The 19,753-nt window shown below is 72.4% G+C and carries 18 protein-coding genes; 10 read left to right on the top strand and 8 right to left on the bottom strand.

Annotated features, from left to right (window positions below; all coding sequences use genetic code 11):
* Positions 1-162: 162 nt before the first annotated feature.
* A complete protein-coding gene (locus IG78_RS0126625) occupies positions 163-798 on the top strand; it encodes a hypothetical protein (RefSeq protein ID WP_037685127.1) in 636 nt (211 codons plus the stop codon).
* A 22-nt stretch (positions 799-820) separates the two neighbouring features.
* Here the strand turns inward: IG78_RS0126625 and IG78_RS0126630 are convergent, their stop codons facing one another.
* Entirely contained in the window at positions 821-2,446 is a 1,626-nt protein-coding gene (locus IG78_RS0126630; protein ID WP_030567553.1) for an amidohydrolase, read from the bottom strand.
* 136 nt (positions 2,447-2,582) lie between these two features.
* Positions 2,583-3,272, bottom strand: coding sequence for a TetR/AcrR family transcriptional regulator (locus IG78_RS0126635; protein WP_051852968.1), 690 nt, complete (start codon positions 3,270-3,272; stop codon positions 2,583-2,585).
* A 68-nt stretch (positions 3,273-3,340) separates the two neighbouring features.
* Here IG78_RS0126635 and IG78_RS0126640 point away from each other — a divergent pair, with 68 nt between their 5' ends.
* Positions 3,341-4,783, top strand: a complete 1,443-nt coding sequence (locus IG78_RS0126640) for a purine-cytosine permease family protein (RefSeq protein ID WP_030567556.1) — start codon at positions 3,341-3,343, stop codon at positions 4,781-4,783.
* Here the strand turns inward: IG78_RS0126640 and IG78_RS0126645 are convergent.
* Complete coding sequence (locus tag IG78_RS0126645; RefSeq protein WP_030567558.1) at positions 4,780-7,050, bottom strand: catalase; 2,271 nt, start codon at positions 7,048-7,050, stop codon at positions 4,780-4,782. The two genes, IG78_RS0126640 and IG78_RS0126645, sit on opposite strands and share 4 nt — an antisense overlap.
* Before the next feature lie 240 nt (positions 7,051-7,290).
* On the opposite strand from IG78_RS0126645, the gene IG78_RS46320 reads away from it, so the two are divergent.
* The 6 genes from IG78_RS46320 to IG78_RS0126675 all read left to right on the top strand — a co-directional run bounded on the left by IG78_RS46320 (position 7,291) and on the right by IG78_RS0126675 (position 14,224).
* Positions 7,291-7,500: a hypothetical protein gene (locus IG78_RS46320; protein WP_078964854.1), complete on the top strand. Its 210-nt coding sequence runs from the start codon at positions 7,291-7,293 to the stop codon at positions 7,498-7,500.
* Positions 7,501-7,644: 144 nt separating this feature from the next.
* Positions 7,645-7,998: a DUF6479 family protein gene (locus tag IG78_RS42700; RefSeq protein WP_037685167.1), complete on the top strand. Its 354-nt coding sequence runs from the start codon at positions 7,645-7,647 to the stop codon at positions 7,996-7,998.
* A 102-nt stretch (positions 7,999-8,100) separates the two neighbouring features.
* A complete protein-coding gene (locus IG78_RS0126655; protein ID WP_030567568.1) occupies positions 8,101-8,514 on the top strand; it encodes an SRPBCC family protein in 414 nt (137 codons plus the stop codon).
* Between the two features lie 267 nt (positions 8,515-8,781).
* The gene (locus tag IG78_RS0126660) at positions 8,782-9,093 is read left to right on the top strand and encodes a CU044_2847 family protein (RefSeq protein ID WP_030567570.1); all 312 of its coding nucleotides are present in this window, start codon (positions 8,782-8,784) and stop codon (positions 9,091-9,093) included.
* Positions 9,090-9,986, top strand: a complete 897-nt coding sequence (locus IG78_RS0126665; protein WP_030567572.1) for a S1 family peptidase — start codon at positions 9,090-9,092, stop codon at positions 9,984-9,986. The genes IG78_RS0126660 and IG78_RS0126665 overlap by 4 nt, the downstream gene beginning before the upstream one ends.
* On the top strand, positions 9,983-14,224 hold the full coding sequence (locus tag IG78_RS0126675) for a CHAT domain-containing protein (protein ID WP_051852970.1): 4,242 nt from the start codon (positions 9,983-9,985) through the stop codon (positions 14,222-14,224). Before IG78_RS0126665 ends, IG78_RS0126675 begins: the two co-directional genes overlap by 4 nt.
* 12 nt (positions 14,225-14,236) lie before the next feature.
* On the opposite strand, the gene IG78_RS0126680 is transcribed toward IG78_RS0126675, so the two are convergent.
* Both IG78_RS0126680 and IG78_RS0126685 read right to left on the bottom strand, forming a co-directional pair.
* The gene (locus tag IG78_RS0126680; RefSeq protein WP_030567576.1) at positions 14,237-14,971 is read right to left on the bottom strand and encodes an SDR family oxidoreductase; all 735 of its coding nucleotides are present in this window, start codon (positions 14,969-14,971) and stop codon (positions 14,237-14,239) included.
* Positions 14,972-15,135: 164 nt separating this feature from the next.
* Positions 15,136-15,552, bottom strand: coding sequence for a hypothetical protein (locus tag IG78_RS0126685; RefSeq protein WP_030567578.1), 417 nt, complete (start codon positions 15,550-15,552; stop codon positions 15,136-15,138).
* 184 nt (positions 15,553-15,736) lie between these two features.
* Between IG78_RS0126685 and IG78_RS51640 the strand changes: the two genes are divergently transcribed.
* The gene (locus IG78_RS51640; RefSeq protein ID WP_030567580.1) at positions 15,737-16,768 is read left to right on the top strand and encodes a helix-turn-helix transcriptional regulator; all 1,032 of its coding nucleotides are present in this window, start codon (positions 15,737-15,739) and stop codon (positions 16,766-16,768) included.
* On the opposite strand, the gene IG78_RS42710 is transcribed toward IG78_RS51640, so the two are convergent.
* The gene (locus IG78_RS42710) at positions 16,711-17,163 is read right to left on the bottom strand and encodes an ANTAR domain-containing protein (RefSeq protein ID WP_063760802.1); all 453 of its coding nucleotides are present in this window, start codon (positions 17,161-17,163) and stop codon (positions 16,711-16,713) included. The genes IG78_RS51640 and IG78_RS42710 overlap by 58 nt on opposite strands.
* Positions 17,164-17,484: 321 nt before the next feature.
* Here IG78_RS42710 and IG78_RS0126700 point away from each other — a divergent pair, with 321 nt between their 5' ends.
* The gene (locus IG78_RS0126700) at positions 17,485-17,958 is read left to right on the top strand and encodes a GNAT family N-acetyltransferase (protein WP_030567582.1); all 474 of its coding nucleotides are present in this window, start codon (positions 17,485-17,487) and stop codon (positions 17,956-17,958) included.
* A gap of 563 nt (positions 17,959-18,521) precedes the next feature.
* On the opposite strand, the gene IG78_RS0126705 is transcribed toward IG78_RS0126700, so the two are convergent.
* Both IG78_RS0126705 and IG78_RS42715 read right to left on the bottom strand, forming a co-directional pair.
* Positions 18,522-19,250 carry a GAF and ANTAR domain-containing protein gene (locus IG78_RS0126705; protein ID WP_030567583.1) on the bottom strand — a complete coding sequence of 243 codons (729 nt, stop codon included), beginning with the start codon at positions 19,248-19,250 and terminating at the stop codon, positions 18,522-18,524.
* 4 nt (positions 19,251-19,254) lie between these two features.
* Positions 19,255-19,542 (bottom strand): ANTAR domain-containing protein, encoded by a 288-nt coding sequence (locus IG78_RS42715; RefSeq protein ID WP_030567584.1) that lies wholly within the window; start codon positions 19,540-19,542, stop codon positions 19,255-19,257.
* Positions 19,543-19,753 lie beyond the last annotated feature (211 nt).

Raw genomic sequence — 19,753 nt, forward strand, 5'->3', positions numbered from 1 at the left:
GCGTCAGTCCTCCGGGCCCGCCTCGGCGTCGCGCAGCAACTCGGCCGCGCGCGCCCCGCCTCCCACCCGTTCTACATTGCTGTAGATTCTAGTGCTCCAGGCGGCGTCCAGCGCGTCTCGGGCGCCTGACCACGGTGACTACTGCGACCAACGGAGACGGGTGTGACCACGCGACTGCGTCCGGAGGACCGGGCCGACTTCGAGTGGGTGCTGACGCTGGCCCTGGACGTCACGGACATCCGTACCGCCCTGGACCGGGGCCCGGTCGCCTCCTGCGCGGCCGCCCTGCGCGCCCGGGCCCTGTCCGACGCCGACGCGATAGCCGCCCCGGCAGCCGACGAGTACCGGGCCTATCTGCGGGCACGCGCCGCCGTGGTGCCCGTGTCCGGGCCACCGGTACCGTCCCCCGGGGTCCCGAGGACCGGCCCGGTGGCCGAGTCGCGCCTCCTCGCTCTCGGGGTCCTCGCTCCGGTCCTCTCCGCCGTCGCGGCCACGGTCTTCCTGCTGTTCGGGTACGGGATCCGGCTCGCCACACCCGAGAGCGGCGTCGCGTCGACCCTCGTCACCGCCGGGTGGACCAGCGCCCTGGTGACGGCGGTCAGCACCGGCGTCGGCCTCGGCGCGCTGCTGGCCACAGCGGTACGCTCGCGCACCTCCCACAGGACCGCCCACCGGCTCACCGTGCACAACCCGGAAGCCGAACGGGCCCGCGCCGCCTGGCACCAGGCACTCCTTGACCGCGGCCTCCTGCCCTACCTGCGCGGACAGCTCACGGTCGGCCCGCCCTCCGCCGACTGACTCTTTCCGTCGGCCGCCCGCCTCACAGACGCGTGTCCCGGTGGACGGGTTCGCCGTCGACGACGGTGAGCAGGACCGGGAGGTCCGGGAGTTCCGTGGCCGCGGTGGTGAGCGGGTTGTCGCCGAAGGCGGTCAGGTCGGCGCGGTGGCCGACTGCGATGCGGCCTGCCTCGTGTTCCTCGCCTGCCGCGTACGCGGCGTTGACGGTCATGCCCTGGAGGGCTTCCAGGGCGGTGAGCGCCTGCTCCGGGCCGTGCGGCGGGCGGGTGAGGTCACGGCTCGGCCGGCGGTGGCGGGCTCCCGCCATGACGCCGAGCGGTGGGTGGGGGGCGATGGGCCAGTCGGAGCCGAGGACGACGACGGCACCGGAGTCGTGCAGGTCGCGGCAGCGCCACGCGCGGGAGGCACGCTCCTCGCCGAGGCGGCGTGACCAGTTGTCGGTGTGGTCGGCCCGGGTGAAGTCGCAGCAGTGGGTCGGCTGCATGGAGGCGACGACGCCCAACTCGGCGAAGCGGCGCAGGGTGTCGTCAGGGACGGTCTCGATGTGCTCGACCCGGTGCCGCACCGGCCGGCTGTCCTCGGCCTTGGCCTTCTGGACGGCGTCGAGGACGTGGCGTACGGCCGCGTCCCCGATGGCGTGGGTGGCGGAGGGCACCCCGGCGCGGTGGAGTTCACCGATGACGCGGGTGTACTCCTCGGGGTCGGGCCAGAAGGCGTGCCGGGACTCGCCGTGGCAGTCCGGGTGTTCGAGCCATGCGGTGCCGTTGTCGATGGTGCCGTCCATGAAGATCTTCACGCCGCGGGTCTGCCACAGCCTGCCGCCCGCGCCCTGTTGTGCGATGAGCGCGCGCACACCGTCCATGCCGGTGCCGGGCTGGCACCAGGGGGCCACCCGCAGCCGCAGTGGCAGCCGCCCGGCCTCGTCGAGCTCTTCGTAGAAGGCGAGGCTGTCGCCGTTCGCGTCCATGACGTGGCCGCCGGTGAGGCCCGCGGCGGCCATGGCACGCAGCGCGGCGGCGAGGCGTTCGCGGCGCTCCGCGCGGGTGGGCTGCGGGGCGACACGCTCCACGAGCGCACAGGCGGCGTCTTCCAGGAGCAGGCCGGTGGGGCGGCCTGCGGCGTCGCACACCACCTCCGCGGTGGCCTGGTCGAAGGTGCGCGGTCCTGCGACACCGGCCAGTTCGAGGGCACGGCGGCTCGCCAGCATGGAGTGCGCGTCGAAGAGCAGCAGCAGGGCGGGCACGCCGTCGAGGACGGCGTCGAAGGGGGCGGTCTCGACGGGCCCTCCGGCGAAGACGTTGGGGTCGAGGCCCCACCCCCGCAGCCAGGCTCCGGGAGCGAGGTCGCGCACCGCGCGGGCGAGTGCCGACCGCGCCTGCTCCACGTCGGTGCAGCCCGTCAGGTCGAGACCGTGTGTCAGGTCGGCGCCGGACACGGGGTGGATGTGACCGTCGACCAGGCCCGGGGTCACCACCGCGCCGCCCAGGTCGAGGACCGTGGTCGAAGTGTCCGCGAGCGCACGGATCTCTCCGTCGTCGCCGAGAGAGGTGATGCGTCCGTCGGCCGCCGCGAGGGCGGTGTGGGGCAGCAGCTCGCCGGTGACCGGGTCGAGCAGACGGGCCGAGAGGAGGACGAGGGAGGTGCGCACGGGGGCTCCTTTGGGCAACTCGGTGCGGGGTGGGTGCCGAGGTGGGCCGGTCCGACGGGCGGGGCGGAGTCGGGGCCCGGGGCGGTGGGTTCAGTCGTTGCTCACCGCTTTGGTCAAAGCGCGTGGGGGGTGGACTTCAGCCGGTGCGCCCGGACGGCGACCGCCCGCCCGGGGCGTCAGCCCGGACAGGGGCCGGAACGGCGTCCAACGTACCGACGGGAAGCCCCAGTTCGCGTTCCGCCGTGGCGATGGGCAGCCGCCGCACCACAGGCAGGTCCTCTCCGCCGTCGGCGCCGTTGACGAGCATGCCGAGTCCGTCGAGGACGACGAGGATCTGTACGGCCGTCACCAACGGGTCGCCGGTGCGGAACTCACCGGCGTCGACGCCGTCGCGAATGAGCGCTTCGAGGCGGTCGCGCCAGGCGTTCTCCTGGACGCCGACGCGTTCACGCAGGGCGGGGCGGTAGCGGCTGAGGTGCCGCGCGTTGAGCCAGAGGCGGCTGATGTCGTCGTACGCCTCCCCCGACGCGCGCGCGAAGAACCGTGCCAGATGCCGGGTGGGCGTGGCGCCGCACCGGTCGGCCGGGAGGAGTTCGTCGAGTTCCGAGCCGACGGCGGCGCCATAGGCCTCGGCCACCAGGTCGTCAGCGGCGGGGAAGTAGTGACTGATCAGCCCCGGGCGGACGCCGAGCTCGTCGGCGACGCGTCGCAGGGTGATGCACTCAAGCCCCTCGGTCAGTGCGACAGAAGCGGCAGCGGCAACGATTTCCGCACGTCTGGCGGCCGGAGATTTACGGATTCGCTTGTTCGGAACGCTTGACGGCATGGAATCGATGCTATTGAGTGTGCGACCAATAAGCAAGCAGGTGGCTGACCAGCATCCGGAGGGGCCCTATGGCGTCCACGATTCCCGATCCGCACCAGGGCACCTGCACCGACCGCCAGGGAGCGCCGCCCGCCGACCGGGCGGGGCGCGTCGAGACCCACGGCATCGACCACATCCCCGAGCGGGAACGACACGGCCACCCGCGGCAGTTGTTCGCCGTCTGGGCGGCGGCGAACGTCAACTACCTCAACCTCGTGGTCGGCGGCACCCTCGTCCTCATGGGCCTGACCCTGGCGCAGGCCTTCGCGGTGATCGTGGCGGGCAACCTGTTCTGGATCCTCACGGGCCTTCTCGCCATACCCGGCCCCGCGGCGGGCGCACCCAGCGAAGTGGTCACCCGCGCGATCTACGGAATCCGCGGCAACCGCGTGCACAACGCGGTCATCGGCTGGATGATCTCCGTCTGCTACTTCGCCCTGAACCTGGCCGCCGCCGCGACCGCCGCCTTCTCCCTCGTCGAGAAGGCCGGCCTCACCGCGAGCACCGGCGTCAAGGTCGTCGTCGTACTGGTCATCGCCGCGCTCACCCTCACCATCGGCGTCTACGGCCACGGCATGATCATGAAGTTGTATCTGCCGATCACTCTGACTCTCACCGCCGTGTTCGCCGTCGTCGCGGTCGGCGTGTTGCGGCACACCGACTTCGCGTACACACCCTCAGCGACGCCGACCGGCGCCGAGCTGTGGGCGGTGCTCCTCGCCGGAGTCACCCTCATGGGTGCCGGGCCGCTCTCGTACACCACCAGCGCGGACTTCGCCCGCTATCTGCCGCACACCGCGTCCCCGCGGGCGGTCATGGGCTGGACGGCGCTCGGCGGTTTCGTGCCGAGCGTCGTCGTGGGCGCACTGGGGGCCTGCGCCGCGACCGCGGTCGACATGACGGACCCGCAGTCGGGGCTCCAGGAGATCCTGCCGGGCTGGTTCGGCCCGGTCTTCCTGTTCGCCCTGGTCCTCGGCACCGTCGCTCTCAACGCCCTGACCGCCTACAGCGCGGGGCTCGCCCTCCAAGCCGTCGGGATCCGCGTCCGCCGCTCCCTGAGCGTGCTCGCCGACGGCACCGCCGCCGTCTCCCTGACCCTGTACGGGCTCCTCGTCTCCGACTTCCTCGACACCGTGAGCAACGTCCTCCAACTCACCGTCGTCCTGCTCGGCCCCGCCACGGCCGTGTACGCCACGGACATCCTGCTGCGCCACAACCGCTACGACGGGCCCGCCCTGGTGGACGAGACTCCCGGCGGCCCCTGCTGGTACACCGCCGGTGTCAACATGGCGGGCGCACTCGCCCTCACCGGCGGCGTCACCGTCTCCGCTCTGTGCGTGGACACCCTCTACACCGGGCCGATCGCCCACGCCCTGGGCGGCACGGACCTCGCCCTGCCCGCCGGCATCGTCGTCTCCTCGGGCCTCTACGCCCTTCTGACGCGCGCGGCGGGCGGGCTTCGGCGGCTCTAGGACAGCGGCGCGAACCGCTCCCACACCCGGTGCTCCCCCAGCATCCCGGTGACCTGGTCCAGGGCCTCGGACGCGGCGGCGGTGACCACCACGCCGGGGTCGTCCACGGGCACACCGGCGGCGGCGAGGGCCGCTTCGGCGTCGGCCCAGCCGCCGATCGCCTTGCCGTGCCGGTAGGCCTCACCGATCATCAGGAGCACCCGCGGGTCCACCACACCCGTCGCGTCCGGCTCCCCGGCCTTGGCGTCCCTGGCCCCGTACGCGTCACTGCCCGGGCCCGGCGCGCCCGCCAGGAGCACGGCGTCGAACTCGACCGAGCGGGCGGTCGCGTAACTCCGCTGTACGGTGACCGGGTCGCCGCCCTGGTCGAGCTTGCCGCCGGTGGGGGCGACCACGAGCGGCACGAGGCCCGCCGCCGACAGGGCGTCACGAGCGGCCCGCACGCCGTCCAGGTCGCCGGTACCGTCGGTGACGATGGCGACCACACGGCCTTCCGCCGGCCAGACCCGGCCCAGTTGGGAGAGCGCGGGACTGGTACCGACGGGCTCGATGGCCACCGTGGGTTCCGGAGCGGGCAGGCCGAGGCCGGCGGCGACCGGGCGGCACAGCTCCGGGTCGATGTTGGCCAGGACCTGCAGACCCCGTTCCTTGATGGCCTGCTCGTAGCACTTGCCCAGCTCGAAGGTGTAGGCCGCGATGATGTGCTCACGCTCCACCGCGCTCATGCTCTGCCAGAAGAGCCGCGGCTGGCTGAAGTGGTCGTCGAAGGACTCGGGGGCCTTGCGGACCTTCGTGGCCTCGGGCACCGTCACCGGGGTCTCGATGTACGCACCCGTGTCCGCGCCGGCGAGGAACGGGCAGCCGCCGTCGAGGGAGTTGGGGCGGTAGGGGGCGACGCCCGAGTGCACGGCCGTCTGGTGCATGCCGTCGCGCAGCATGTCGTTCACCGGCGAGTGCGGGCGGTTGATCGGGATCTGGCCGAAGTTGGGGCCGCCGAGCCGGCTGATCTGGGTGTCCAGGTAGGAGAAGAGGCGTCCGGCGAGGAGCGGGTCGTCGGTGACGTCGATCCCGGGGACGAGATGGCCGGGGTGGAACGCGACCTGCTCGGTCTCGGCGAAGTAGTTGGTCGGGTTGGCGTTCAGCGTCATCAGCCCGATGGGCTGCACCGGGGCCAGTTCCTCCGGGACGATGTTGGTCGGGTCGAGCAGGTCGATGCCCTCGAAGGTCTGCTCGGGGTTGTCGGGGAACGTCTGGATGCCCAGCTCCCACTGCGGGTAGGCACCCGACTCGATGGCGTCGGCCAGGTCACGCCGGTGGAAGTCGGGGTCGATGCCGTTGACGAGCTGCGCCTCCTCCCACACCAGCGAGTGGACGCCGAGCTTCGGCTTCCAGTGGAACTTCACCAGGGTGGTGGCTCCCTCGGCGTTCACCAGGCGGAAGGTGTGGACGCCGAAGCCCTCCATCATGCGGTACGAGCGGGGGATGCCCCGGTCGGACATGTTCCACAGGGTGTGGTGGGTGGCCTCGGTGTGCAGCGTGACGAAGTCCCAGAAGGTGTCGTGGGCGCTCTGCGCCTGCGGGATCTCCCGGTCCGGGTGCGGCTTCCCGGCGTGGATGATGTCCGGGAACTTGATCGCGTCCTGGATGAAGAAGACGGGGATGTTGTTGCCCACCAGGTCGAAGGTGCCTTCGCCGGTGTAGAACTTCGTCGCGAAGCCGCGGGTGTCACGCACCGTGTCGGACGATCCGCGCGAACCGAGGACCGTGGAGAAGCGGACGAAGACCGGGGTCTCCACGTCCTTGCCGAGAAAGGCCGCCTTGGTCACCGAGGCGGCGGTGCCATAGCCCTGGAAGATGCCGTGGGCGGCCGCGCCCCGGGCGTGGACGACGCGCTCCGGGATCCGTTCGTGGTCGAAGTGAGTGATCTTCTCCCGCAGGTGGTGGTCCTGGAGCAGCACGGGACCCCGCGGCCCGGCCTTCAGGGAGTGGTCCGTCTCGTAGAGCCGGTTGCCCTGGGCGGTCGTCAGGCGTTCCTCGCTCTGCGCCCGGACGTGCTCGTCGGCGCCGGTGGGGCGGCCCGTGGGGCTCACCGGCGCGGGGGCACGCTGGTCGGGCTTCGGCGGCAGGGGTTCCCTGGGCTCGACCGGTTCGGCGAAGGGCGCCGGTTCCGGTCCGGGCCTGCCGGGGATGCCGGGCGGCACCTGCCTCCCGGTCAAGGCGTCCGTGGCCTTCTGCGCCACCTTCTCGATCGGGTTCTTCTCGCTCATCACTTTCCCAACGGTCGAGTGTGTCCCGGGCCGCAGCCCCGCCTCTGCGTCGCATGAGTACCCGAACATCTGTCGGTAAACCTGCGGAACACCTGGTGGGAGTAAAAGCTGCCCCAGGACGACCAGGACGATCGCTCACGGTGCGGTGCCGCCCGTTTACCCGGACAGTGGAAGGGCACGCGTCCGGCATCCCGCCGGGCGAGGCGGGTGTCATGTGCACGCACGAGGAAAGGAGCGGCCATGTCGAATCCACAGCAGCCTGAGCTGCGGCGCAGCGGAAAGGGCGGGGCCACCCCGCAGGAGAGCGGGAACACCAAGGCTTCGCAGTTGCGGACGCCGAAGGGCAAGAGCGATGCGGCGCACGGCACCGACCGCGGTGCCAAGGGTGGCGGAAAGGGCGGTGGAAAGGGTGGCGGAACGCCCCCTGAGCAGGCCCCCGAGCACCCGTGAACGCGGCTGCGCCGCTCCAGTCGTACAAAGCACACAGACGCTGAAGCTGAAAGGTTCCGAATTCCCGTCGGCGGAATATCTGCATGAGCTCGGGAGGCGTACATGACTGGCTATTTTTCGACCGGGGGCGGGTACACCAGCCATATGAACAGCATGGAAATCGCAGCCTCGCACGGCGCGCATCTGCTGATGTGGATTGCCGGTCTCGCCGTGGTCGGCGTTCTTCTCGGTGCTTTCTTCTGGGGGCGCCGTGCGCAGGCTCGGGAAACCCGTAAGCCGCGACCGGAGGACCAGCCCCATATGCCGGAGGGCGGCCCCGTACGGGAAGAGCGGGAATACCGCGACCCGGACGAAATGCCGCACGACGGCCACCGGCTCCTGCCGCACGAGATCCACGGCGGGTACGGCAGTTCCAGCACGCACCCCAGCCCCTCGCAGGACCCCGACGACCATAAGAAGGGGCGCGGCAGCAGCTTCGGCGGCGGCGGTCTCGGATAACCGTCCGACGCCACCCAAGGAAGGCCGCCCGGCAACGCCACGAAGGCCGGTCGCCCAGTAAAGCCACCGCAGGACGGTCGCCCAGCAAAGGACGGGAGCCCGATGACCGAGTACGAACGTTCGCGCACCATGCCCGCGCAGCCCGAGCAGGTCTTCGACCAGGCCGCCAACGTCGACCAACTGGAGACCTGGCTGCCGGAGGCCCTGCACGTGCGGCCCGGAGAACCGCCCGCGGTCACCGTGCACGAGGACCGCACCGACGAGGACATGTCCGCCGTGCTGCGGGCGCGGCGCGAGCAGATGCGGCTCGAATGGGGCACCCGCGACCAGGGCAGCTACACCGGCTGGCTCCAGGTCGCGGGGATGGACGGCGGCGTCAGCGAGGTGACCGTGCACCTGTCGTTCTTCGACGACAGCCACGACCCGGGCGAGAAGGCCGTGAACGACGCCCTGGACACCAGTCTCCAGCGCCTTGAGGAGCAAGTGCGACTGCGTGTCGACAACGCGGCCGGCTGAGCACCGGGGCAGGTGCCGCACACCGGTCCCGGGTGCCGGGAAGACGGTCCTGCGCGCACGGGCACACCTTCCCGGCAGGCCCGACCGGCGTTCCGGCGTGCCCGACCGGCATTGTCGAAGTCGTCACGCGCACGCCCGCCCGTCGATACGCTGCCCGGTGAGACAGTGCGCCGTCAACGACCGCCTTGCGCAGCGGACTCGTGGTGCGCAGCGGATGTTGTGGTGCGTCGGTGGCGCACGCAGGGCACGGGGGAAGCGGGACGAACCATGGTCCAGGTCAGAGTCGAAACCGTCGCCCTCGACGCCGTCGGCACCCGGCAGATCGCCTCCAGGTCCCGTGCGACGGCACTGCTCGACGGCCGCGCCGCCGAGCTGGAGGAGGCCATCGTGCAGGCGTCGGCCATCGCCCAGGACTCCCTGGCCCAGGTGCCCGAGCGGAGCGGCTGGCAGGTGTCCGGCATGCAGGTCACCTTCGGTCTGACCCTGGCCGCCGAGGCCGGAGTCATCCTCTCCAAAGCCTCCGCGGAGGCCTCCTTCGAGGTCACCCTCACCGTGGAGCGGACAGCGGACGCCCCGTGACCTGCTGCGGACCGTACTGGGTCGACCTGCACCGGGCCGGACAGCGGCTCGGCGGCGGTTTCCTGCTGACCAACTGGCTCGTGCTCACGGCCCTGCACTGTCTGCGCGGCCTGGTGCAGGTCGACGACCACGTCGACGTCGTCCTCGCCGACGGCCGCCGACTCGACGCCCACGTCAGCAGACTCGACCCGGAAGCGGACCTGGCGCTCATCGGCATCACGCCCCCGCAGCGCGCCACCCCCCGGATCCCGAACTCGGGGCCCGCCCGGATCGGCGGCCGCTGGCGCGGACCGTACCGCCCCGCCGCCAACGAAGTGGAACTCAGCGGGCGCATCGACACCCGGGCGGCCTCCTACCTGTCCGAGGGCGGCGGCACCATCGAGGCGCTGCAGTTGTCCGCCGACCAGTTCCTCGGTGACTACTCGGGCTACTCGGGCGGCCCTGTGGAGGACACCACGTCCTGCGACAACCACACCCCCGAGCACACCGCGGACAAGCAGCACCCCGTGGTGGTCGGCATCCTCCTGGAGCAGGCGCCGGACCGGATCGCAGCCGACCGCGCGGCCAACGTCCTGTTCGCGGCCACCATCGCGGAGGCGATGCGCCGGTTCAACCACCTGGGCGTCGCCCACCTCGTCGACGTGCTCCGCCCGCCCGCGGAGGCGCGGACCGCCACCGAGGACACCGAGCCGCCACCGGCCCCGCGGGGCGCCACCGCCGTAGTGGCCGGAGCACCGCCCAACCCGATGGTCGCCGCGGCCGACGCGTTGCTGGAGGAAATCGACGCGGAGGCCGCCCGAGGCATCATGAACGCGGCCCAGACCGCGGACCTCCGGTTCCAGGTCTGGCGGCACAAGATCAGTGCCACGTTCGGCGAGGACGGTGCGCCATGACCGGGCAACGCCGCACCACTCGGCGGAGCAGGGTCGGGCGGCTCTGGCGAACCGCCCTGTCCCTGGCGCGGGCGTCGGTGGACGGCGCCCCCGAGGCGCAGGCCGGGCTCCTCGCCGCCGTGTCCCTGCTGCGCCGCTCCCCCGCCGTCCTGCGCCGGGGCACCGCCGCCCGTGACCTCGCGGCCCTGACCTCGCACCTCGACGCGCTCGGCCTGCACGCGACCGTGCAGGTGCTCCTCGACGAGCTGGCCGCGGGAGTCCTCAGCGGCACCTTGGAGGTGAGCGACGACGCCGCGTCCCGCAATCAGTTGGCCGTGACCTTCGCCGGGCGTGGGCGGCTCACGGCGGCGGCACACCTCCTCGCGCGACCGTCGTCGCCGCCCGGCAGCGCCGAGGACACCGCGCTGCGGGCGCGCGCCCTGGCCAACACGGCCGCCGTCGCCCTGCGGCTCGGCGACTTCGCGGAGGCGACGCGCCACGCACGCGAGGCACTCGACGCGCTCCCCGCGGACACCGCCCCCGGGAGCCGCATCGACGTACGGCTGCTCGCTTTGGCCGTCCGCACGGCGGCGGTCCGCGCGGTGGCGGTCCGCGCGGTGGGCGAGGACGCGACGGCCGACGCCCTGCTCCCGGACCTCGACGCCGCCGTGCGCGAGGTGGTGCGCCAGCGCGGCAGCGACCACCCCTCGTCCCTCTCGGCCCTGGTGACACTGGCCTCCGCCGAGTCCGCGTCGGCCGGCGCCGCGGGTGATCGCGAGCGCCAGGAACGGGCCACGGACGTCCTTGCCATCGCGGCACAGAAGGCCTCGGCCCTCATGGGCCCCGAACACCCGCAGGCGGTCTCCGCGACGCTGGCACACGCGACCGCCGAGTACGAGACCGCGGCGGGCTCCGGATCCCCGCAACGCCTGGGCAACGCCGAGGCGTTGATGGTGGCGGCCGCCGAGCGGGCGGGAGCGCTGCTGCGGGAGACCGGCGGAGCCGTGCCGCGCCCGGGCCCCGCCGGCGGGCGTTCCGGCGCTCGCGAAGCCACCACCCCCGCACGGCACGGTTCCACGGCGGCCCCGCACGGCGCGAGCGAGCCCACCGAAGCCGAACTCGCCCTGACCCGCGACCAAGTGCGCGAAGCAGTCGGCCTGCTCCCCTCCCACGCCCCGAGAACACCTGTACTCCTGGGCCTCCTCGGTGAGCTGAGCCTCGCCGACCACATCCACGGCGAGGGCGCGCCGAACGACCTCCGCGAGGCCGCCACCGCCTTCGACGAGGCGTTCCGCGCCCCCGCGGACTCCACATCCTGGCACCGCTGGCGCATCCTCCACGGCTACGCGCAGGTACTGCGGTACGAGACGCGGGGCCGGGCCGAGATCACCCCGGCCATCGACGCTCTCCGTCTCGGCCATGCCCTCGACGTCCAAAGCGCTCTCCGTCTCCGCAACGCCCACGACTTCCGCGACGCCCTCGACGCCCTCGGCTCCCTCGACGAAGCCGTGAAGCTGCTCACCACCGGCCTCGCGAAGCTGCCCCCGGGCCGCGACGACCTGCGCACGCTCGCAGTCCTGCTCCTCGCCCACTGTTCACTGCGGCGGTACGAGACGTGCCGCGCGCACCCGGGCCGGTACCCCGCGCTCCGTCTTCCGGCACTGCTCGACGAGACCGTGGCCCGCCACGTCACGGCGACGGCCGTCGTGCCGCCCCGTACACCGGAAGCGACCGCCCTCGTGGAGACGCTCGCCCGGCTCCATCTGGAGCGCCTGCTGCTCGGCGCGGCGACGGGCTCCTCCACGGACCCCGCGACGGACCCCGCGTACTCCGACAGCGTCTCGTCGGAGACCACATGGGAATCCCTCGCGGCCAGAACGTACGGGCAGGCGCTGGTCTGGCGGGAAACACGCGACGAGGACCGTGCCGCCGCGGTCGAGGCCACGCTCCGCACGGTCCTGGCCGCCCCAGACGCCCTGGACCGGCTCCCGCGCGGCGCCCTGCGTGCCTTCGCGTGGCTTCTCCACCACCGCGGCAGTGAGCGCTCGGACACCACGGCGCTCAGTCTGGCTCTCACCCTTCTGCGGCACGCCGGGCGTGCCTCGGCGGAGGCGCGGGCCGATGCCGTGAGCCGCTCGTGGCTCGACGGCCTCAGCCGGTTGGCCCCCGGCCCGCCGCCCCCCGACCACCTGTCCACCGACCGGCGCCGTCAGCTCTCGCAACGCGTCACATGGGGTCCCGGCCCCGAGCCCCCCGCCCCCGAAGAGTTCCCCGACTGGTTCGCCCTGGCCGCCGATTCCGTCGAGCTCACGGCGTTCGAGACCGACCGTGCCGCCGACAGCTCCTGGCAGGTGCCCGGTCACGCACGGCTCGCCGCGGCTCATGAAGCCGTGCTGGAAGCCCGCTGGTGCATGCGCCGCGGCGACCTGGCGACGACGGACCACTACCTCGCCGAGGCGGCCGGCATCCACGCGACATTCGACTCCGACCATCCGGCGCGCCTCGAGACATGGATGCTCCTGAGCCGCACCCACCTCCTGCGTGACTCCCTCGCCCGCCACAGGGGCGATTCCCCCGGGGCACATCCGGTCCCACCGCCGACCCCGGCCCAGATCCGCCACGAAGCCGCGCGTCTGTCCGGCGACCGGCGCACCCGGCTGCTCGGTGAGGCCGGGGTCAGTCTCCTGCTCAGCGGCGGCGAGACCCGGCGCTCCGAGGCCACGAGCCTGCTGCGGGAGGCGTACGAGGTCCTCGACGCCGACCACCAGGGATTCCTGCGCTACTCCTACTACCTGGGGGCCGCCGAGTGTTTCCACGTCGCGCCGGGCTCCGGGCGGCACACCCGCGAGGCACAACTGGCCAGCGGTATCCAGGTCCTGGAGCGTGCGGCCACGGTCGCCGAGGGCACGGACCGGCACGGCTGGGGCAACATCGCCTTCGCGCTGGCCCGCGCCTACCGTGCGCGTGACGCGGCCTTGCGCGAAGACCGGTCGTCGAGCCTGCGCACGGGGCTCCGCGCGGCCCGGGCCATGGCGGCCGCCGCACCGGCGGCCGGTGCAGGACCCGGCCGCGAGGCCGGGGACCATCTGACCGCCGGGCACCCCGCGTCGGCCGCCCGCGAAGTCGCCACCTGGTGTTACGAGGACGGCGCACTCGACACGCTCGTCCACGCCCTGGAGCTGTGGCGCGCCACCTCGCTGCCCGGGGCGCCGCCGGGCACACCACCGCAGTTGGCGGAGATCGGCCGGGCCCTGACCGCGTCGGGCAGGGACGCGCTGGTGTATCTGGTACCGGCGTCGGACTCCGCTGCCGGTCTCGCCCTCGTCGTCACCGACTCCGCCCGTACGTACGCGATTCCGCTGCCCGACCTCATCGACGACACGGGCCCAGTGCCCGCGTACCTGCGCGACCCGTCGTCGCTCCCCGATCTGTGCGCCTGGGCGGCGCGGGCCGCGATGAGCCCGCTCCTCACCACACTGGCCGACGCCCGCGCCGGGGGCCTGCCGCGGCTCGTCCTCGTGCCGCTCGGCCGTCTCGGCGCCGTACCCTGGCACGCCGCGTGCCGACACGACACGCGCGACGGCGGCGAACGGCGCCAGTATGCTCTGGAGCACGCGGAGTTCACGTACGCGGTGTCCGCGCGAGCGCTGTGCGACGAGGTGCGCGGCGGCCGCGTACCGAGGAGGCGCGTGCCGCTCGACGCGGCTCCGGCGGTGGCGTACGGACCGCAGGACGCGCTGCGCCGGCTGCGTGCCGTTCCACCGGCCGACGGCGGTGTCCTGACGCTGGCCGGGCCCGCGCACTACCGCGACGGCAGGGGCGGCCCGGAGCTCACGCTGCCCGGGGGCCCGCTGCGCCTCGCGTCCGTCGCCGAGGCGTTGCGGCGGCGGCGACTTGGCGAGCCCGCCACCGTCCTGGTCACCGACTGCCAGGGCGACGGCCTGGTCCGCGACGACGAGGCGGCGCTGCGCCTGTCCGCCGCACTGCAATGGGCGGGAGCGTGTACGGTGGTCGCCCCCCTGTGGCCGGTGCGCGACAGCGCGACCTCCGCGCTCCTGTCCCTGACCCATCACTTCCTGCGCACCGGGGGCACCACACCCGCCACGGCCCTGCGGACCGCCCAGATGTGGATGCTGGACTCCCACCGCCGGCTGCCGTCCGACCTGCGCCCGGGAGTGGCGGACGCGGTGCGGCACCTGCCCCCGGGCCGTCCCGTCGATCCGGTCGACTGGGCCGCGTACGTCTGCTTCGGGACCTGACCGCCGAGTCGATCAGCCCTGCGCGGTGGGGCGTACCACGATGTCGCCCACGTCGACGTTGGCGGGCTGTTCGACGGCGAAGGCGATGGCGCGGGCGATGGCGTCCGGCGGGATCGCGATCTCGCCCATCCGGTCCTGGGTCTGGGCCCTGATCTCCGGGGCCATGGAGTTCGCGAACTCGGAGCGGGTGACGCCGGGCGAGACGACCGTCACGCGCAGGCTGTCGCCGGCTTCCTGGCGCAGGCCTTCGGAGAGCGTACGCACGGCGTTCTTGGTGGCGGCGTACACCGCCTGGTTCGGCACGATGCGCAGTCCCGCGGTGGAGACGGTGTTGACGAAGTGTCCGAAGCCCTGGCGCCGGAAGACGGGGAGGGCGGCGGCGATCCCGTACAGGACGCCCTTGAAGTTGACGTCGATCATCTCCTCCCAGTCCTCGACGCGCAGGTCGTCGAGCGGGGAGATCGGTCCGACGCCGGCGTTGTTCACCAGGACGTCGAGCCTGCCGAACCGTTCGCAGGCCAGATCGACGAGACCGGCCAGGTCGGCGCGGCGCTTGACGTCCGTGCGGACGAAGGCCGCCCGGCCGCCGGACTCCTCGATGCGGGCGGCGAGGGCCGCGAGACGCTCGGGGCGGCGGGCCCCGAGGACGACCTTGGCCCCGCGCTCGGCGAGCAGCAGTGCGGTGGCTTCACCGATCCCGCTGCTCGCGCCGGTGATGGCCACTACTTTGCCGTCGATTTCCGACACGGTGTTCCTCGTTCCCCTGCGTGACGCGTGGCCGAGGCTTCACGTTGCCCGACGGCGCCGTCCTCTTGGATGCGGCGACTGTACGAGTTGGAGTCCGCTCGAAGGCAAGTGCGGCTGCTGCGCTGTTCCGGGGCCGCCCCGCAGGTGCGGGGCCACCCCGCGGTCTACTTGCCGATCGGTGAGATCGCGATGCAGCCGGCGATGACGTTCTCGCCGGAGGCCTCCTTGATGACCTTGCCCTTGTAGACCACCTTGCAGGTGAGGTCGGCGCCGGTCGGGTCCATCGAGATCGGGACGACGGTGGGCGGCATGATGCCGCGCAGCGTCACCGTCTTCTTCCACGGCAGCTTCGGGTCGGCCTCCTTCTCCAGCTTCGGCTTGGTCGCGGAACCCTCACCGGCGGAGAACTCGATCTCGTCGACATTCTTGCCGGAGACCTCGTAGGTCACCTCGTACTTCTCGTTGACGGCCTTGTCGACCGCGTCGACGGCCTTCTCCTCGGCCTCGGAGCAGGCGCCGAGGGTCAGCGCGAGTCCGGCGGCAGCGAGGGTGCACACGGCGGTGCGGATGCGTCTGTTCATGGCGGCAGACAACAGTAAAGGTCACGTAAAGTCAATTTGCCGCGTGCCATCGCCGCAGTTCAGGGGGTCCACAAGAGCGTGTAGACAAGAGCGTGTGTCGGCGGGGCTGTTGAATTTTTTTCGCTGTCACGGCACCCGGCGAATCCGTTAGTGCCCGTGGCCGCTCCTTGCCATACTTCTTTTCATGGCGATCGGGGTGGAGCGGGCCGTCAGCGGGATCAGAGGGGCGGGCGGCGGGGCCGCCGACGTACAGGAGTTGGGGCACGAGCTCTCCCGCGCGCTGAGCGGACTGGTGCCGCACGACGGCTACATGCTCGCCGGGCTCGACCCCCTCAGCCAGGTCAGTTGCTTCCTGAGCGGCGAACACACGTACAGCTACCCGTCGTTGCGCCATGTCCTGCTCGGCGAATTCGAGGTGAGCGACCGCCACCCGTTCACGGATCTGTGGCACGGCGCCTCTCAGGTGGGTGTCCTCGGCTCCGGCGTACGGGAGGAGCGGAACAGCCTGCGCCTGAACGAGGTCATGGCACCGCAGGGCTTCGGCAGTGAGTTGCGCATCGCACTGGTCGCCGGCGGGCTGATGTGGGGGACGCTGGCGCTGCTCCGCGAGCGCGGCCGGGCGTGCTTCACCGCCGCGGAGGCCGTGCACGCGCAGTGCCTGGTGGCGCCGCTCGCCCATGCCCTGCGGCGGTTCGTCGCCCGGCGGCCCCCTCGTCCGCTGCGCTCCGCCCGGCCGCCCGCCGTCATCGTCGTCGACGGTGCCGACCGCATCCGCTCCGCGACCCCGGGCAGCGCCTACTGGCTCCGCGCCTGCCTGCCCGGCTTCCTCGGCACGGACGACATCCTGCCCATCACGTACTGGCACAGCACGTTCATGGCCCGCAGCCTCAAAGGTCCCGTGGTGAACCGCGTGCCGCATCCGGACGGCTGGATCGAGACACGGGCACAGCCCCTCGCCGGCGCGGCAGCGGGCGAGTTGGCCATCACCATCCAGCCCGCCACCACCCGCACCCTGCTGCCCGCGCTCACCGCCTGGTACGGCGTCACGCCCCGCGAGGCCGCCGTCCTGCACGAAGCCGTGGAAGGTCTCCCCGGCAAGCAGATCGCCCGCCGCCTCGATGTGTCCCCGCACACGGTCAACGACCACCTCAAGGCCCTCTACCGCAAGTTCGGCGTCTCGGCCCGCGAGGAACTCCTGGCCGCCCTCGCCCACTGACGGCTCCGGCTCCTCGTCGTCGCGGCAGGAGCGGGGCGAGCCCGTGCATGTGCGGGCGGCGCGGCGGGGACGACCTCGCATGTCCTGCCGCGCAGGTGGAGCTGCCGCTGCAGTTCCTTGCTCAGGGCGGGCGGCAGTCGGCGCGTGTGCGCCCAGTCGACTACCTGGTCCGCCACGGTCCGCAGTTTCGTGTTCGTACGCATGGACATGCCGCGCAGCACGTCGAAGGCTTCGGACGGCGTCAACTGCCCCACCGCGATGACGACCCCCATGGCCCGGTCGATCGCCGCGTGCGAGGCGACCGCGTGTCTGAGCTGCGCGATTTCTTTTCTCAGAGCCTCGCCCTCGGCCGCGGTGCCCGCGCGGCGGGGTCGAGTGTCGGCGGGGCAGGACACGACAGGCCTCCGATCAGTGACGGCGGAACCCTTCCTTCCTCCGTCAGGCTCGCTTTCCACCGCGACCGGCGCAACCCCGCCCAGGGCCCGGGCGCAGGGGATTCAGGCACTCGGCGTAGGGGGTCCGGCGGGGCCCGGCCGAGGAGGGACCGGTGGAATCCGAATGAGCCACTTGCCTCCCGCGTCGGCAGACCTCAGCATCGAGCCATGTCCAAGCGGAGTGATCTGTCGGTGGTCGGGCGGGACGAGGCTTCGGATCGACCGGTGAGCGACGCCACGGCCGCCGAAGGCGTCCGCGTCCCCGGGGTCCGTGTCACGGCTATGCGCCCCGAGCACGCCGACGCCGTGCTCGCGATCTACCGGCACGGCATCGACGGGCAGAACGCCACGTTCGAGACCGCCGTCCCGACCTGGGAGGCCTTCGACTCGACAAAGCTGCCGGAGCATCGCCTCGTCGCCCTCGACGACGACGGGCGGGTCCTCGGCTGGGCCGCGGTGGCACGGGTCTCCGACCGGTGCGCGTACGCGGGCGTCGTCGAGCACTCCGTGTACGTCCACCCCGGCGCCCGCGGCCGCCACGTCGGCCTCGCCCTGCTCACCGCACTGATCACGGCCACCGAGGAGGCGGGAATCTGGACCGTCCAGTCCGGCGTCTTCCCGGAGAACACCGCCAGCCTGTCCCTGCACCGACGGGCCGGGTTCCGGGTCATCGGCACCCGGCGGCGCGTCGGCCGCCACCACGGCCGCTGGCGGGACGTCATCCTGCTGGAACGCCGCAGCCCGGTCATCGACTGACCGCCGCGGTCGTGACGTCGGCCGGACGGCACGACCGGCCGTGGGCTGGGTGTACGACCGCCCCGCTCACAGGCGCGCGACAGGTCCGGCGCGCGCTCGTCCCCGTCGGACTTCTGAGTGCGGTCGCCGCCGTGAGAACCCGGGAACCGGCGGCGACCGCCGATGCCGGGGCGGGACCTCCCCTTTCGCCGCTCCGGCGTGGTCCGCCCTTCCTGGCGAGCCAGGGATGCGCGGGAGTACCCCCTGGCACATCGGACCGGGAAGGGCGGGGGCCGGAGCCGCGTGTGTCCGCTGCGGCGCGAGTCTCCGACCGGCCTGGTGTGAGTGCTGTGACTCGCGATCTCAAGGTCCAGGAGATCCGGCCAAGACAGTGCTGCCTGGTCTGTGACGGAGCGTAGACCGATTGGTCACGCGGCGACAAGCCTTGGGCCAAGCCGACAAAGTCTTGGGCCAAGCCGACAAGTCTTGGGCCAAGCCGACAAGTCCGGTGCCGAGCGTGACCCCGTCGGCGGCCGCGGCGGCGCTGACGCGCTGCCATGCGGTGGCGCGGTGGTCGCTGTTCATCACGGGTGCTGGATGGCGGCGGTGTCGAACGAGCCGTCGATGAGCTGCTGACACAGTCCGGTCAGGACGAGGTGGCGGGCGCGGGCGTGCCGGCGCAGGGCGTCGAACGCCCTGCCGGGGTCGGTCTGCCAGCGTTCGGCGAGGATGCCCTTGGCCTGCTCGATGACGATGCGGCTGGACAGGGCGGCCTGGAGCTGGGCGCGTTCGACATTGCCGTGCACGATGGTGCGGTGCTGCAGGATGGCGATGGTCGCCACGTCGGCGAGCGCCTGCGTCACCCGTGCGTCGGTGTCACTGAGCTTCTGGTCCCGGGTGTCGAAGAGGTTCAGCGCACCCACGATCTGGCGGCGCAGACGCATGGGCAGGGCGTGCGTGGTGGCGAAGCCCGCCTTGCGCGCGCGCTCGGCGAACCGCGGGAACGCCGCGGTCTGCACGGGGGACCCGAGGCTGATGTTGAGCCGTGCGCAGCCACTGCGGTGGCACTCCACGCAGGGGCCCTGGTCGGTCTGGACGGCGAAGAGTTCCAGAAGTCGCGTCTGCTCGTCGGAGGCCGCGACCAACTGCAGGTCACCGTTGGGGGCGGCGAGCATGACACCCACGGCCGACACGTCGAGCAGAGCGTCGCAGCGCTCGCACAACTGATGCAGAAATTCGATCAGGTCGAAGTCTTCGACCAGCGTGTCCACGGAGTCCACCATGGCTGCCAGCAGTTGTTCCTCACGCGTCATGCCCTTAAGTCCCTTCGCCGGCAGCCGTGTCCGGCTCGTCTTCATCATGCCGAAAGCTCCGTCGCCGGGACACCACGTCCTCGGCGACATCCACCACGGAGCAGCCGTGGCGGAAGGCGTGGGCCCGCAGCCGCAGGAGCGCCTGTGCCAGGGACACTCCGGCCTGCGCACTGACCACGCCGGCGGCCTGGTGGACGGCCGCCCGGTAGAAGAAGGAGCCGTCGTCGCCCGCGGGGAACGTGTCCCGCTGCGGACTGCCCTCCATGAGGGCGGCGGTCAGCGCGTTGGCCACCAGTCGGCGTCGGTCAACGTGCCCTCCGTGAGGTCGACGGGCACCCGTGCGAGGTCCGGCTCCAGGACGGGCACACAGGTCACGGCCACCTCCGGTCCCGGCCCCTCGCCCAGGGTGAACTGCGGGTCCTCGAGCCGCGCGCTGGGTCCGGCGGAGCACCACCGGCAACTCGACCGCACAGCCGCGCCGGTGCGCGCCGATCAGGGCCCGC

The sequence above is a fragment of the Streptomyces aureocirculatus genome, assembly GCF_000720475.1.
Lineage (GTDB): Bacteria > Actinomycetota > Actinomycetes > Streptomycetales > Streptomycetaceae > Streptomyces > Streptomyces aureocirculatus.